The 14,678-nt window shown below is 72.1% G+C and carries 15 protein-coding genes; 7 read left to right on the top strand and 8 right to left on the bottom strand.

Translation table 11 applies throughout. The annotated features are described in order from the left end of the window. The first annotated feature begins 190 nt into the window (after positions 1 to 190). Entirely contained in the window at positions 191 to 1,363 is a 1,173-nt protein-coding gene (locus tag ACH4S8_RS00450) for a saccharopine dehydrogenase family protein (RefSeq protein WP_398389476.1), read from the top strand. A gap of 49 nt (positions 1,364 to 1,412) precedes the next feature. On the opposite strand, the gene mmpA is transcribed toward ACH4S8_RS00450, so the two are convergent. Then, positions 1,413 to 1,559: a morphogenic membrane protein MmpA gene (gene mmpA, locus ACH4S8_RS00445; RefSeq protein WP_398389474.1), complete on the bottom strand. Its 147-nt coding sequence runs from the start codon at positions 1,557 to 1,559 to the stop codon at positions 1,413 to 1,415. Positions 1,560 to 1,762: 203 nt separating this feature from the next. After that, on the bottom strand, positions 1,763 to 2,452 hold the full coding sequence (locus tag ACH4S8_RS00440) for an endonuclease V (RefSeq protein WP_398389472.1): 690 nt from the start codon (positions 2,450 to 2,452) through the stop codon (positions 1,763 to 1,765). 219 nt (positions 2,453 to 2,671) lie between these two features. On the opposite strand from ACH4S8_RS00440, the gene ACH4S8_RS00435 reads away from it, so the two are divergent. Next, complete coding sequence (locus ACH4S8_RS00435; protein WP_398389471.1) at positions 2,672 to 2,968, top strand: YciI family protein; 297 nt, start codon at positions 2,672 to 2,674, stop codon at positions 2,966 to 2,968. A gap of 82 nt (positions 2,969 to 3,050) precedes the next feature. On the opposite strand, the gene ACH4S8_RS00430 is transcribed toward ACH4S8_RS00435, so the two are convergent. Continuing rightward, the gene (locus ACH4S8_RS00430) at positions 3,051 to 4,157 is read right to left on the bottom strand and encodes a WD40/YVTN/BNR-like repeat-containing protein (RefSeq protein WP_398389470.1); all 1,107 of its coding nucleotides are present in this window, start codon (positions 4,155 to 4,157) and stop codon (positions 3,051 to 3,053) included. A gap of 321 nt (positions 4,158 to 4,478) precedes the next feature. On the opposite strand from ACH4S8_RS00430, the gene ACH4S8_RS00425 reads away from it, so the two are divergent. Continuing rightward, positions 4,479 to 4,895 carry an SsgA family sporulation/cell division regulator gene (locus tag ACH4S8_RS00425; protein WP_398389469.1) on the top strand — a complete coding sequence of 139 codons (417 nt, stop codon included), beginning with the start codon at positions 4,479 to 4,481 and terminating at the stop codon, positions 4,893 to 4,895. A gap of 16 nt (positions 4,896 to 4,911) precedes the next feature. Here ACH4S8_RS00425 and ACH4S8_RS00420 read toward each other — a convergent pair whose 3' ends face one another. Beyond that, a complete protein-coding gene (locus tag ACH4S8_RS00420; protein WP_398389468.1) occupies positions 4,912 to 5,748 on the bottom strand; it encodes an isocitrate lyase/phosphoenolpyruvate mutase family protein in 837 nt (278 codons plus the stop codon). 134 nt (positions 5,749 to 5,882) lie between these two features. After that, the gene (locus ACH4S8_RS00415; protein ID WP_398389467.1) at positions 5,883 to 6,569 is read right to left on the bottom strand and encodes a GPP34 family phosphoprotein; all 687 of its coding nucleotides are present in this window, start codon (positions 6,567 to 6,569) and stop codon (positions 5,883 to 5,885) included. A gap of 305 nt (positions 6,570 to 6,874) precedes the next feature. On the opposite strand from ACH4S8_RS00415, the gene ACH4S8_RS00410 reads away from it, so the two are divergent. The 3 genes from ACH4S8_RS00410 (at position 6,875) to ACH4S8_RS00400 (ending at position 10,605) form a co-directional block, all read left to right on the top strand. After that, positions 6,875 to 8,509 (top strand): ABC-F family ATP-binding cassette domain-containing protein, encoded by a 1,635-nt coding sequence (locus ACH4S8_RS00410; RefSeq protein ID WP_398389465.1) that lies wholly within the window; start codon positions 6,875 to 6,877, stop codon positions 8,507 to 8,509. A gap of 129 nt (positions 8,510 to 8,638) precedes the next feature. Then, a complete protein-coding gene (gene ddaH / locus ACH4S8_RS00405) occupies positions 8,639 to 9,415 on the top strand; it encodes a dimethylargininase (protein ID WP_398389463.1) in 777 nt (258 codons plus the stop codon). Positions 9,416 to 9,627: 212 nt separating this feature from the next. Next, positions 9,628 to 10,605, top strand: a complete 978-nt coding sequence (locus tag ACH4S8_RS00400; RefSeq protein ID WP_398389461.1) for an acyl-ACP desaturase — start codon at positions 9,628 to 9,630, stop codon at positions 10,603 to 10,605. 113 nt (positions 10,606 to 10,718) lie between these two features. Here the strand turns inward: ACH4S8_RS00400 and ACH4S8_RS00395 are convergent, their stop codons facing one another. After that, positions 10,719 to 11,936: an esterase/lipase family protein gene (locus ACH4S8_RS00395; RefSeq protein ID WP_398389459.1), complete on the bottom strand. Its 1,218-nt coding sequence runs from the start codon at positions 11,934 to 11,936 to the stop codon at positions 10,719 to 10,721. A 324-nt stretch (positions 11,937 to 12,260) separates the two neighbouring features. After that, complete coding sequence (locus ACH4S8_RS00390; protein ID WP_398389457.1) at positions 12,261 to 12,506, bottom strand: WhiB family transcriptional regulator; 246 nt, start codon at positions 12,504 to 12,506, stop codon at positions 12,261 to 12,263. A gap of 271 nt (positions 12,507 to 12,777) precedes the next feature. On the opposite strand from ACH4S8_RS00390, the gene ACH4S8_RS00385 reads away from it, so the two are divergent. Next, positions 12,778 to 13,569: a VOC family protein gene (locus ACH4S8_RS00385; protein WP_398389456.1), complete on the top strand. Its 792-nt coding sequence runs from the start codon at positions 12,778 to 12,780 to the stop codon at positions 13,567 to 13,569. A gap of 38 nt (positions 13,570 to 13,607) precedes the next feature. Here ACH4S8_RS00385 and ACH4S8_RS00380 read toward each other — a convergent pair whose 3' ends face one another. Then, complete coding sequence (locus ACH4S8_RS00380; protein ID WP_398389454.1) at positions 13,608 to 14,651, bottom strand: LacI family DNA-binding transcriptional regulator; 1,044 nt, start codon at positions 14,649 to 14,651, stop codon at positions 13,608 to 13,610. Between the last annotated feature and the right edge of the window lie 27 nt (positions 14,652 to 14,678).

The raw sequence follows: 14,678 nt of genomic DNA, 5'->3' as shown, positions 1-14,678 counted from the left end.
ACCCGCGCACCTTCTGCCACTTTTTCGGCGCGTTTTCCGACACGGCCACGGCTGCCTCCGGCCTGTTCGTGCGACCTCGTCGTCCGACTGTTCGTAGCTCACGCTAGCCTCAGCCACCGACAACGGCGCTTCGCGCACGACGTGGCGCGCACCGCACGTTCCAGCGCAGCCCACAGTGGTGGAGGGTGTCATGAGCAGGCTTAACGAGCCGGACCGCGCGTACGACATCGTGCTCTTCGGAGCCACGGGGTTCGTCGGGGAGCTCACCGCGGAATATCTGGCGGCTCACGCGCCCGAGGGACTGCGGTGGGCGATCGCCGGACGCAGCGCCGGGAAGCTGGAACGGCTGCGGGAGCGGCTCGGCGGCGCTCCCGGTGTGCTGCGGGCGGATGTCACGGACCCGGACTCGGTGCGCGAGCTCGCCGGGCAGGCGCGTGTCGTGGCCTCGACCGTGGGGCCGTACATCACCTACGGAGAGGACCTGGTGGCCGCCTGCGCGGACGCCGGGACCGACTATCTGGACCTGACCGGCGAGCCCGAGTTCGTGGACCTGATGTACGTCCGGCACGACGCACGCGCGCGGGAGACGGGCGCGCGGCTGGTGCACGCCTGCGGCTTCGACTCGGTCCCGCACGACCTGGGCGCCTACTTCACCGTCCAGCAGCTTCCGGAGGACGTGCCGCTGCGGGTGGAGGGATTCGTGCGCTCCCGGGCGATGTTCTCGGGCGGCACCTTCGCCTCCGCGCTGGGCCAGTTCGCGCGCGGCCGGCACGTCCTCGCCGCGGCGCGGGAGCGCAGGTACCACGAACCGCGCCTGATGGGGCGGCGGGTCCAGGCCCCGCTGGGCGCGCCCCGGTTCGCCAAGGAGGTCGGGGCCTGGGCCCTGCCGCTGCCCACGATCGACGCCCAGGTGGTGCAGCGCTCGGCGCGGGCCCTGGCGCGCTACGGGCCGGACTTCCGCTACCGCCACTACGCGGCCGTCGAGCGGCTGCCCGTCGCCCTCGGCGGAGTCGCCGGGGTGAGCGCGCTCTTCGCCGCCGCCCAGCTTCCGCCCGCCCGGCGCTGGCTGTCCGACCGGATCAAGCCGGGCGAGGGACCGAGCGCCGAGCGCCGCGCGAAGAGCTGGTTCTCGGTGCGCTTCGTGGGCGAGGGCGGCGGCCGGCGCGTGTACACCGAGGTCTCGGGCGGCGACCCCGGATACGGCGAGACCGCGAAGATGCTCGCGGAGTCCGCGCTGTCCCTGGCCCTCGACGACCTGCCGAAGACGTCCGGACAGGTCACGCCCGTGGTGGCGATGGGTGACGCGCTGCTGGAACGGCTCCGCGCGGCCGGGATCACCTTCCGGGTGGCGGCGGTGCGCTAGGAGGCCGGAATCCGGCGGGCACGGCGCGTTCGTGAGGGCCGCTCGGTCCTCACGACGCCCAGACGATCACCGTGTAGATCATCCCGCCCGTCCAGGCGAGGCCGGCCGAGACCGCGAGGACCAGCGCGGTCGTCACCGCGCGCCCGGCGGCTCGGGCGGGTTCGGCGGAGGGCTCCGAGGCCCGGTGCGTCGTCATGCGGATCAGCCTGCCGGTGGCGCCGCGGCCGTACATCCGTACGGGTACTCAGAAGCCGTACTCACGTGCACCGGGCACCTCGGCGGGCGGGGGAAACAGGCCGTTGCCCACCGGCCGGGGAGATCAGGCCGCTTCCTGCCGACTGGGATCGGGCCGGTTCCCGCCCGGTGCCGGATCCGGGTGGTTCCCGCCCGGTGCCGGAATCAGGCCGTTTCCTGCCGGAGGGCCCGTCTGCACAGGGAGTCCGCCCGGCGGGTGGATTCCGGCAGACGGTACTCCGGGGTGAGCGCGAGCGTGTGGGCGCAGGCGTTGTCGAGGTCCACGCGGTGGCCGACGGACACGAACACGGGCTTGATCCCGTCCTGGGTGCGCAGGGCGCGGCCCACCTCGTCGGGACCCGCGAGCAGCGGTGAGGCGCTGCCGCGCCGGACGCCCGGCTCCTCGTAGGAGAAGGTGAACGGGTTCTTGGCCACCCCGATCGTGGGGAGGCCGGTGAGGACGCCGAGGTGGCTGGCGAGGCCGAAACGGCGCGGGTGGGCGAGACCGTAGCCGTCGCAGACGACCAGGCCCGGCGGGCAGGGCAGGGCGTCGAGTGCGGCCATGACGGTCGGGATCTCACGGAAGGCGAGCAGTCCGGGGACGTACGGGAAGGAGACCCGGCCGACGGCGGTGGCCTCCGCCACGACCTCGCGGGTCGCGGCGTCGAGGACGACGGCCGCCGCGACGACGACATCGCGCTCGTCGTCGTAGGCGACGTCGACGCCCGTCACCCGGCCGGTGCCGGGCGGCGGGCCCGGCTCGTCGAGCACCACCCGCCCGCGCAACTCGTCCTGCACGGCGCGGGCTTGTTCCTCGGTGGCGGGCCAGCCCGCGGGGATGCTCACGATCGTCATGATGGGAACGAGCCTACGGGCGGCGCCTCGCCCCCGACCGCCCGGGGCGGCCCGCACGGGGCCGGTCCCGGCGGCCCCGTTGCGGCCCGTCGCCCGGGGCGTCCCTCGGAGTCCGTGCCGGACCGGCTCAACGGGGCGCCGGCGCAAGGCTCTTGATGGGACCGTGTGCGCGGGGCCGGGCACCCGGGTGGCGGGCGGGCCGGGAGTAAGCTCGTGATCATGTTCGTACTGGAGCTGTCCTACACCGCGCCGCTCGAAGCCGTCGACGCCGTCCTGGAGGCCCATGTCGCCTGGCTGGACGAGCAGTACGCGGCCGGGACCTTCCTCGCCTCGGGACGCAAGAACCCCCGCGACGGCGGTGTGATCCTGGCCGTCGCGGACGACCGGGCGCGGATCGAGGAGATCGCCGCGGGCGACCCGTTCGTCGCCGCGGGCGTGTGCGCGTACCGCGTCACCGAGTTCGCGGCGACGAAGACGGCGCCAGGTCTGGAGCGCTACCGCGAGACCCTGGGCTGAGGACCGAGGAGCCCTCGGCCGAGGACCCCGGAGCCCCCGGCCGAGGGCCCTGAGGTCCTCGGCCGGGAACCCTCCCCGTCCCTCAGCGCTCCAGCCGGGCGATCCGGCCCTTCTCGCCGGAGGCCCAGCAGCCCAGGTCAGGGGTGCAGTCCACGGTGTCGAACGAGCCGGTGTCCAGGGTGCGCCAGGTGCGGCCGCCGTCGCTCGTCAGATCGGTGCCGGTGGGGCCGACCGCGAGGGCGGCGGTGCGGCTGTGCGGAAGCCAGGTGACGCCGGAGCGGTAGGCGGGCGGGGGCCGGTCCGCGGTGGTCCAGGTGCGGCCGCCGTCGGGGGTGGTCGCCGCGGCCCGCGGTGAGGGCTGGTCGGCGCGGTAGTCGCCGCCCACCGCGAGTCCGTGCGCGCGGTCGCGGAAGGCGAGGGCGAAGACACCGCGCGCCGGGTCACCCGCGGGGACCGGCGTGTCGGCGGCCGTCCAGGTCAGCCCGCGGTCGGCGGAGTGCAGCACGCGCGCGGTCGCGCCCCCTCCCGTGGCCAGCCACACGTCACGGGGCCCGGAACCGACCAGACACTGGCCGCTCGCGGCGAAGCCCGCCTCGCCGTCCTGCGCGGCGGGCATCCCGTCGCCCGGCAGCACCTTCCAGGAGCGGCCGCCGTCGCTGGTCGACAGGATCCGGAACCTGCCGTCCACCGGGTCGCTCACCGCCAGGCCGTGCCGCCGGTCGAGGAAGGTGAGGCAGTCGTAGAAGGCCGCGGCGTCGGTGTTGCGGAAGGACTCGGTCCAGGTGGTGCCGCCGTCCTCGGTCCGGTAGACGCGGGACGCCTCGCCCTCGCCGATGGCCAGGACCACGGCGCGCCGCGCGTCGAACGCCTCGATGTCGCGGAACTCCAGGTCCGCGACCCCGGGCGGCGACACGTTGTTCCAGTGCGCGCCGCCGTCGGTGGTGCGCAGCACGGTGCCCTTCGAGCCGGCCACCCAGGCTGTGTCCCGGCTGACCGCCGACAGTCCGCGAAAGCGCGCGTCCGTACCGCTGTCCTTGAGCGCCCAGTGCGGGGTCCGTGCCGTGTCGTGCGCCGGTGCGGGCGCCGCCACCGCGGGCGCCGCCACCACGAGTGCCGCGGCGAGTGCGGCCGCCGCCGGTCCCACGCCGATCGTCCGGCCCGTGCGTCTCGTCTTCCCCAAGGCCCTCATGGCGGGCGAAGCTAGTGCACTCCCCCGACGGCGTCCAGATGGCCTCCGTCCCCCGATGGTGTCCATATGGCGGTCGGCGGGAACCTCGGGGGCCGCCCGGATGTCCTCTTCGGTGTCGGGCGAGTGCGGAACGGAAAGGGATCACCGACCGGAGAAAGCAGATCCTCCGGGCGACCGGAGAAAGTTGATCTTCCTGTGCTTGACCTCGGTGACAGAGGTCACTCGGCTCGGAGGTGCACGCGCCGGGTCTTTCTTCCGTCTCTTCAATTGACCGGCTTCATCCGCCCGGAGTCCGTCCAGCCGTCACAAGGGAGCAAGGCGTTGTCCACCGTCATCGAGCAGCCCGTAGAGGCCCGCCTCGTCGCCGCCGCGCCGCGGATGCCGAGCATTCCGGCCACGCTCCACTACGACCGGACCGACCCGTTCGCCGTCCGCATGACCTTCCCCGCCCCCGCCACGCTCGAAGGCGTCGAGGTCTGCTGGACCTTCGCCCGTGAACTGCTCGTGTCGGGCCTCGAGGACGCGGTGGGGCACGGCGACGTGCGGGTGCGGCCGTACGGCTTCGACCGCACCGTGCTGGAGTTCCACGCCCCCGAGGGCACCGCCGTGGTCCACGTGCGCTCGGGCGAGGTGCGGAACTTCCTCCGGCAGACCACCGAGCTGGTGCCGGTCGGACTGGAGCACCTCCAGGTGGACCTGGACCACGATCTGGCGGAGCTCATGCGGGGCACCTGCTGACGCGACGCGGGTACCGTCAGCCGGCGCGTCCCATCAAGGCGTTGAGGCCGGCGTAGTCGAACCCGCCGGTCAGGGTCTCGTAGGTCCCCGTGTCCAGCAGCTCCCGCGCGGCACGCCGGACCAGGCCGTGCGCGGCCGCCGCGATGCTCGATCCGGCGCTGATCCGGGCCACGCCGAGCGCGGCCAGTTCTTCGACGGGCGGCGCCCCGGGGCCCACCAAAATGTTGAGGGGGCCGTCGATGCCCTCGACGAGGGCCTTCACGGTCGCCGGATCGACCACTCCGGGGACGAAGACCCCGTCCGCGCCCGCGGCCAGGAAGGCGGCGGCCCGCTCCAGGGTCTCCTCCACATCGCCCGAGCCGCGCAGGAAGGTGTCGATGCGGGCGTTGACGAACAGCGGCACCTGGGCCGCGTCGGCGGCGGCGCGGGCCCCCGCGATGCGCTCCGCCTGCTCCGCCGCCGGACGCAGCGGCCCGGCCCCCTCCCCGTAGAGGGCGTCCTCGATGTTCACGCCCACCGCGCCCGCCGCGAGCACCGCGCGGACGGTGTCGCCCACGCCCTCGGCGTCGGACGCGTACCCGTTCTCGATGTCCGCGCTGACCGGCACCCGGACCACGGCGGTGATCCGCGCGACGGCCGCGAGCGCGCCGTCCCGCTCCAGCCGGTCCCCGTCCGCCACGCCGAGGGCCCAGGCGAGGCCCGCGCTCGTCGTCGCCACGGCGGCGGCGCCGGCCTCTTCGACGATCCGCGCGGTCACCGCGTCCCAGGCGTTCGCCAGGACGAGGGGGCGGCCGGGTACGTGCAGGGCGCGGAAGGCGCGGGCGGATGTGCGGAGTTGCTCGGTGTCGGTCATGGGACCAACCCAAACACGGCCGGGGCGCGACCGGCTGGCAGGAAACCGACATGTACGTGAGGGCGTGTCGCCGTGGTCGTTCAGTTCTCCGTGGTCGTTCAGTTCTCCGTGGTCGTTCAGTTCTCCCTGGTCGTTCAGTTCGCCGTGGTCGTCGCCGTGGTCGTGGAGGAGGCCGTCGTGGCCGCCACGACCACGGCCGTACGGACGTCCTGGATGACCTTCCGCAGGGCGGGGGCCGCGGCGCCGCCGCGTTCGGCGAGTTCGTCGATGCGGGTCCGGTGCGCCTTGCGTTCCTTGGGCGAGGCGAAGGTGCGCAGCTCGGCCGCGGTGGCCAGTGCGACGAGGGCCGCGTCGCGGTCGCCGACGTCGGCGACGGGCACCGGCCCCTCCAGCACCTCTCGCGCCTCCGCGCGCAGGGCCTCCACCACGGGCACCCGGTCCAGCTCGTACTCGACGGACGGGAAGATCCCGAGGACCCGCTTCCGCTCCGCCCGCAGATACCCGTCGGCGGCGAGCTGGGCGCGTACGGCGTCCAGGGTGATCCGGGCCCGTGAGGTGACCCACGTCTTCCACCGCCGGGGCCGGGACTCCGACACGAGTTCCAGGAGTCCGTCGAGGACGACGTCCCCGGTCCGGGAGTCGGGGTCGACGGGAGTGACGATGCCGTCGTCGTCGACGAGGAGCCCGCGCTGGGCGAGCTCGGTGAGCGCGCCGGCGCGCACCAGGTGGTGGAGGTGGGTGGAGCCGGTGATCCTCCGTTTCGTGGTGTCCCACGCCAGGAGGTAGAGCCGGGCGGGCAACGAGAGCGGGCCGTTCGGCACGGGGTCTCCTCGGTTCGTCGGTGGGCCGCGTTAATCCTTTGACAGCCCTCGGGATCGTTCCTACGGTGTACAGCGGTTCTGTTGCCGTCGAATGGAGAAGGACGTTGCTCGTCTGAGGTCTGAGACACCGCGTCACACCCCGTAGGTCCTGTCGGACCGGTGTGTGCGCAGCGTGCGACCTCGGCGTTGGAGCCGTCCTCGGGTGTGCGGAGCCTTCTTCTCGCTCTCCTCCGAACCGGATCGTCGTCGCCTCGCGGTGTCCCGTACGCGTACCCCCGACCGCATCCAGCAATCGCGAGGCCTGTATGTCAACGTCCCCCACTTCCATCACCTGTACGTCCCTGTCCTTCGCCTGGCCGGACGGCACCGAGGTCTTCGACGGTCTCCAGGTCGCCTTCGGACCCGGCATCACCGGACTCGTCGGTGCCAACGGCTCCGGCAAATCAACCCTGTTGAAGCTGATCGCCGGACGGCTCACCCCGGCCGACGGCACCGTCCGGGTCGCCGGCGAGGTCGGTCACCTGCCGCAGAACGTCACCCTCGACACCGGGCTGCGGGTCGACGAGGCACTCGGCATCCGCGCGGTCCGCGCCGCGCTGCACGCGATCGAGGCGGGCGACGTGGCCGACGAGCACTTCGACGTGGTCGGCGACGACTGGGACGTCGAGGAGCGGGCCCGCGCGACCCTCGGCGAACTCGGGCTCGGGCACATCGACCTGGACCGCACGATCGGCGAGGTCTCCGGTGGCGAGTCGGTGCTGCTGCGGCTGGCCGCGCTCCTGCTGCGCCGGCCCGACGTCCTGCTGCTCGACGAACCCACGAACAACCTCGACCTGTACGCGCGACAGCGGCTGTACGCGGCCGTGGAAGCCTGGTCCGGGGTCATGATCGTGGTCAGCCACGACCGTGAACTCCTCGACCTGGCCGACCAGATCGCCGATCTGCACTCCGGCGAGGTCACCTGGTACGGCGGGAACTTCTCCGCGTACGAGGAGGCGCTCGCCGCCGAACAGGAGGCGGCGGAACGCATGGTGCGCGTCGCCGAGTCCGATCTGAAGAAACAGAAACGCGAACTGGTCGACGCTCAGGTCAAGTTGGCCCGACGCAGGCGGTACGGACAGAAGATGTACGAGCAGAAGCGCGAACCGAAGATCGTCATGGGGGCGCGCAAGCGGTCGGCCCAGGAATCCGCCGGCAAGCACCGGCTCCTGCACGAGGGCAGGCTCGGCGAGGCGAAGGAGCGTCTCGACGAGGCGGTGGAGGCCGTACGCGACGACGATCTGATCCGGATCGACCTGCCGTACACGGCCGTACCGCCGGGGCGCACCGTTCTCACCCTCGACCGGCTGGAACTGCAGCACGGCTCGCGGGTGAACGGGGTGTTCGATCTCCGCGGACCCGAGCGCGTCGCGCTCATCGGGCGCAACGGAGCGGGCAAGACGACACTCCTGCGCACGATCGCCGGGGAGCTGGACCCCGTGTCCGGCGAGGCGCACGCCCATGTGCCCCTGCGCTTCCTGCCGCAGCGGCTCGACGTCCTGGACGACGAGCTGAGCGTCGCCGAGAACGTGGCCCGGTACGCTCCCGCCGCCACCGACAACCGGATCCGGGCCCGTCTCGCCCGCTTCCTGTTCAAGGGGGCCAAGGCCGACCAGCGGGCGGCGACGCTCTCCGGCGGCGAGCGCTTCCGCGCGGCACTCGCGGCCCTGATGCTGGCCGACCCCGCCCCGCAGCTCCTGATGCTCGACGAGCCGACGAACAACCTCGACATGGCGAGCGTCCGGCAGCTCACCACGGCCCTGGAGTCCTACGAAGGGACACTGATCGTCGCCAGCCACGACATGCCGTTCCTGAGGTCGATCGGCATCACGCGGCAGCTGCTGCTGGAAGGAGGAGAACTGAAAGAAATCGCTCCGGAAACTGTCGGGTATTCCTCATAGTGCGGGAGGCGGAGGCGGCCTAGCGTCGGGGGTGGGCGGTGCCCGGCGTCACGCCGGGGGCCTTTTGCGCGCGCGAACCGCGCTGCATGATGTTGCGCCGACACCCCCAGCCGATACGGAGACCCGCCCGTGCCCAGTCAGAAAGCGCTCGTCCGCAGGCCCGGCCCCCGCCTCGCCGAGGGGCTGGTGACGCACGTGGAACGCACGGCGGTGGACGTCGACCTCGCGGTCGAGCAGTGGGAGGCGTACACCGAGGCACTGCGCACGCACGGCTGGGAGACCGTGGAGGTGGACCCGGCCGACGACTGTCCGGACTCGGTGTTCGTCGAGGACGCCGTCGTCGTCTTCCGCAATGTCGCGCTCATCGCCCGGCCCGGCGCCGAGTCCCGCCGGGCCGAGACCGCGGGGGTGGAGGAGGCGGTGGCGCGCCTCGGCTGCTCGGTGAACTGGATCTGGGACCCCGGCACCCTCGACGGGGGCGACATCCTGAAGGTGGGCGACACGATCTACGTCGGCCGCGGCGGCCGGACGAACGCGGCCGGGGTCCAGCAGCTGCGGACGGTCTTCGAACCGCTCGGCGCACGGGTCGTCGCCGTTCCCGTCAGCAAGGTCCTGCATCTGAAGTCGGCGGTCACCGCGCTGCCCGACGGGACGGTGATCGGGCACGAGCCGCTGGTGGACACCCCCTCCCTCTTCCCGCGCTTCCTGGCGGTGCCGGAGGAGTCCGGGGCCCACGTGGTGCTCCTCGGCGGCGGCAGACTGCTGATGGCGGCGTCCGCCCCGAAGACCGCGGAACTGTTCGCCGACCTCGGCCACGAACCGGTCGTGGTGGACATCGGCGAGTTCGAGAAGCTCGAGGGCTGTGTGACGTGTCTCTCGGTGAGACTTCGGGAGCTGTACGCCTGAACGAGTGAGCGAGCCATCCGTACGGCCCCGGCACTTCGACGCCCCGGGTCTCGCCGGCATGGGCCGGGAGGCGGCATGCCCTCGCCCGCAACACCGCTGATCAGCGGTCTTTACGGGGTCCTTAACCTACGGAGACGTAACCTACGGAGACGTAGCCTACGATGCCGTAGGTTAGCTTTTCCGCTCGTTGTCCCGTCCCCCCTGGAGCACCCGTGACGATCACTTCTCCCGACCTCGGCAGCCCGTCGGCCGCCTGGACCGACGCCCGCCTGCTGTACGCGCTGGAGGAAGTCGTCGAGACGGAGCTCAATCGCCACCTGAAGGTCGCCAAGGACTGGATGCCGCACGAGTACGTGCCCTTCAGCGACGCCCGCAACTTCCCGGGGCAGTTCGAGGACGGCGAGGCCTGGGGCAAGGAGCAGTCCAAGGTCACCGAGATCGGCCGGATCGCGCTCGTCGTCAACCTGCTCACCGAGGACAACCTCCCGAGCTACCACCACGAGATCGCGTCCCTGTTCGGCCGGGACGGCGCCTGGGGCACCTGGGTGCACCGCTGGACGGCGGAGGAGGGCCGGCACGGCATCGTGATGCGCGACTACCTGCTCGCCTCGCGCGCGGTGGACCCGGACAAGCTCGAGGCCTTCCGGATGCAGCACATGAGCGAGGGCTTCGAGTCGGACAACCGTCACTCGATGCTGCACTCGGTCGCGTACGTCGCCTTCCAGGAGCTGGCGACCCGCATCTCGCACCGCAACACCGGACACCAGTCGGGCGACCCGGTCTGCGACCGCATGCTGTCGCGCATCGCGACCGACGAGAACCTGCACATGGTCTTCTACCGCAACCTGCTGAAGGCCGCGTTCGAGCTCGCCCCCGACCTGACCATGCAGGCGTGCCGTGACGTCGTCGTCAACTTCCGGATGCCCGGTCACGGCATGCCCGGCTTCGAGCGCATGGCCGCGCAGATGGCCATCGGCGAGGTCTACAACATGCGCATCCACCACGACGACGTGCTCCAGCCGGTGCTGCGCCACCTCAAGGTCCTGGAGATCGGTGGCCTCGGCCCCGAGGGCCTGAAGGCCCAGGAGGAGCTCGGCTTCTTCATGGGCGGCCTGGACGCCGAGGCCTCGAAGTTCGACGAGAAGCTCGCCGCCCGCAAGGCCCGGATGGCGGCCCGCGCCACCGCGTGACTCCCGCCCGCCCGCGCGGCGGGGCCCCCGGGCCCTGGCGCGGGCAGGCCACCGCCCGTGTACGTCCTGGATGACCGGACGCACACGGGCGTCCCCGGTCCGGGCCGGCCGTTCTAGTCAGGCAGCCGGTCCAGGACCCAGCGCCCGATGTCCTCCGTCATGAGGGCGTGCGGGTCGTTGTCCTGCGACAGCAGGAAGTCGTCGAGCTCGGACTCCTCCGGAGGCAGCTCGTCGATGTTGGTGTACAGGTCCTCCTGCCGGTCCAGGTCACGGATGGCGACCGCGCTGACGGACGGGACGAAGCACACGGACCGGTGGATCATGTCGATGTTCTCGCCGAACGCCTTGAGCGTGTCCCCGACGATGCCGAACGACTCGAGGGTCCCGCCGGGCGCGCCGTCCAGCTCGGGGAACCCGCTCGTGGTGATCGTGTGCGGTCCGCCGAGGATGCCGTCGAGCACGGCCACCTCCGCCGCCTCGCCCTTGGGCTGGGCGAGGAAGTAGGTCCCGTCGAAGAGCGGCCCGGCGCAGGTCAGCGCCTTCGCCCCGGCGCGCACCCCGTTGCCCACGCCGTCACCGCGACCGCTGGAGACCCCGATCAGGCGCGGAATGCGCGGCCAGTCGCCCACCTTCTGCAACTGCTCCTTGAACTCCCTGCGCAGCGGACTCTCCTTCGGCGTGCCGTCGAGAGCGTCCAGGTGGCGCCAGAGCATCTGCTGCGAGGCCGGGCTGCCGATCTGCCGCAGGTAGGTGTCGTCGCCGGCGTCGGCGAGGTAGTGCGCGAACGCCTGGAGTCCGATCGGCACCCACGCCCCCCGGTGCGGGCTGTCGAACGACACGTAACAGCCGACCCGGTGGTCCATGCGCTGCAGTTCCATCCTGGCCAGCGCGTAGCGGGCGACGATGCCGCCCATGCTGAACCCGCCGGCGAGCAGACGGGTGTCGTCGAGCTGCTCCGCGATGGTCCGCATGATCGCGGCCATCATCGTCTCGGCGTTGCGCAGGATCGACTCGCTGCGCTCCTCGAACCCGACGAGGATCAGCGTGCGCCCCCGCCGCCGCAGCTCGCTGATGAACGGGAACCTGCCGTTCTCCAGCCCGTCCCACAGCCAGTCGAAGTCGGTCGGCCCCAGGTCGAACCCGTCGGCCAGGATCACCGGCCGGACCACACCTTTCTGGCCCTCGCCGTAGTAGACCTGGGCGCTGCCGCCCGGCAGCTCCCATTCCTCGTCGGCCCGGGGAGCCGCCGCGGGGGCGGGCCTTCCCGTCGGGGTCACGAGTCCGATCGCCCCTGCGGCTTTCCTCGCTTTGGCGGCCTTGCTGTCGGCCATGACGTCCCTTTCGGTGTCGGTGACAACGGTCAGAGGACGTCATGTGCACATTTGGCACGGTCCATGCGCATATGACAGGCCGCTCACTCCGATGAGCCGCGCGATCAGCGCGATCAGGGCAACCACGGCGGTCAGGGGGATCAGGGCAACCGGAGTGCTCGGACGGGATCGGGGCGGGAGAACGACGCCGACCGGCGAAACGGAGCGCCCCCGACCGGCCGAAGGAGGTACCCGGACCCGTGAAGCGGGGTGCCGGACCGGTGAAAAGGGGTGCTCGGACCCGTGGAGAGGGCAGCCCGGGCCGGACGCGGCCCGGGGCTCGTGTCACTCCTGGGCGCGCCGCAGTCCCAGGCGCTCCTTCTCGGAGAGCCCACCCCACACGCCGAAGCGTTCGTCGTTGCTCAGCGCGTAGTCGAGGCACGCGGATCGCATCGCACACATCCCGCAGATGCGCTTCGCGTCGCGCACCGAACTGCCCGGTTCGGGAAAGAAGAAGTCCGCCCCCGTCTGCGCGCACAACGCCTGCTCCTGCCAGGCGAGGTCGGACGGAGTGATGGTTTGCGAGTACATGCACACGAGCGTGCCCCGCTGCGAAAAACGTTCGATCAACACAGGATCAACGCCGCGTTCCGAGGCGTCCGGCGGCCTCGATGATGGACCCGCGACAGGGCCGGGGGCACGGCGGCGCGCGGAGGAACTCGGCTACGACGAGAATCGCGGCGACCACCCGGCGTGAACGGGATCGCCGCTCCGGGCGGTCCGCACGTCTCCACGGCGATTGTCAGTGGGCGGTGGAAGAGTGGACGCCAAAGGGAACGAGGCCCCTCGAAGGAGGACAATCATGCTCACCACCAACTTCGTCGACGGCTCCCCGAACTGGCTGGATGTCGGCACGCCCGACATCGAGGGGGCCATCGCCTTCTACGGAGACGTCTTCGGCTGGCGGTTCCTGTCGGCGGGGCCCGATGCCGGTGGCTACGGCTTCTTCCAGGTCGACGGGAAGACCGTGGCCGGGGGCATGCAGATCACCGCCGAGCAGGGCCCGCCGTCCTGGAACGTCTATTTCCGGACCGCGGACGCCGAGGCCACCGCCAAGGCGGCCGAGCAGGCCAAGGGCACGGTGCTCATGCCGCCCATGGACGTGATGGGCGAGGGGCACATGGCCATGCTCGCCGACGAGGCGGGCGTGACCTTCGGCGTCTGGCAGCCGGGGCGGACCAAGGGCCTGGGCATGGCCGGCGACCCGGGTTCCCTGTGCTGGGTCGAGCTCGTCACCCCGGACATCATGGCGGCCGCCGCCTTCTACAACTCGGTCTTCGGCTGGAACACCTCGGCGGTTTCGTTCCCGGGCGGGATCTACACCTGCATCAACCCGGCGGGGACCGAGGAGGAGGGCATGTTCGGCGGTCTGATGCCGCTCGCCGACGACCCGGTCGAGGCGAAGACCGGCGCGTACTGGCTGCCGTACATCGAGGTCCCCGACACGGACGCCGTGGTCGCCAGGACTCAGGAACTCGGCGGTACGGTCCGCATGCCCGCCACGGACCTGGAGGGCGTCGGCCGCATGGCCAAGCTCGCCGACCCGTACGGGGCACGCTTCGCGGTGATCAAGAGCGCGCCGCAGCAGAGCTGACCTCCCGGCCGGCGGGTCCTCGCCGCACGGCGGTGGTCCTACGCGGAGACCCGGTGCACCACCGTCGTCGGCAGGACCACTCCCGGGTGCGGGGACACCGGGGCTTCCCCTCCGGACCCGCCCTCCAGCCCGCGGATCAGCAGCCGGGCCATCAGCCGGCCCATCTCCTCTATGTCCTGACGCACCGTCGTCAGCGGCGGATCCGTCTGTTCGGCGATCGGCAGCATGTCGTCGAAGCCGATCACGGCGACGTCGTCGGGCACCCGTCGGCCGTGCTCACGCAGCACGCGCAGCACGCCGAGGGCCGACAGGTCGTTCGCCACGAACACCGCGTCCAGGTCGGGGCGACGCTCCAGCAGCTCCCGCATCGCGCGTTCGCCGCCCGCGGGGGTGAAGTCGCCCTGCGCGACGAGCGCGGGATCGGCACCGGCATCGGCCATGACGTCCCGGTAGCCGTCGAGCCGGTCGACCGCGGACGTCTGGTCGAGGGCGCCGGTGATGTGGGCGATGCGCGTCCGCCCGAGACCGAGGAGGTGCCGGACGGCCTGGCGGGCTCCGCCCCGGTTGTCGCAGTCGACGTAGACCGCTTCGCGGACCCCCTCGCCCCAGCCGGGCCGCCCGCCGAAGACGGTCGGCACACCCGCGCCGTGGATCAGGCCCGGCAACGGGTCGTCCAGGTGCAGCGAGAAGACGAGCGCGCCGTCGACGTGGCCGCCGGCGAGGTAGCGGGCGACGCGGGCGTGGTCGTCGCGGCCTTCCGTGAGCAGCAGCACCAACTGGGAGTCGTTGGCGGTCAGTTCCTTGCTGATGCCCCGGAGCTGGAGTGCGAAGAACGGGTCGGCGAAGACCCGGGTCTCCGGCTCGGCGATCACGACCGCGACGGCGTCGTGGCGCCGGGTGACGAGGCTGCGGGCGGCCTGGTTCGGAACGTACCCGAGTTCTTCGACGGCCCGGCGCACCCGCTCGACGAGCGGCTCGCGGACTCCGTCCCCACCGTTCACGACGCGCGACACGGTGGCCCGGGAGACCCCGGCCCGCGCGGCCACGGCCTCCAGCGTGGGGCGCGACGCTGTCTCGGTCACCTCAGGGCACCTCCTCGGCGGATGCGG

Origin of the sequence: Streptomyces sp. NPDC021080 (genome assembly GCF_044333225.1) — a bacterium.
Taxonomy (GTDB): Bacteria; Actinomycetota; Actinomycetes; order Streptomycetales; family Streptomycetaceae; genus Streptomyces.
This window is presented reverse-complemented; position numbering and strand designations above follow the sequence as displayed.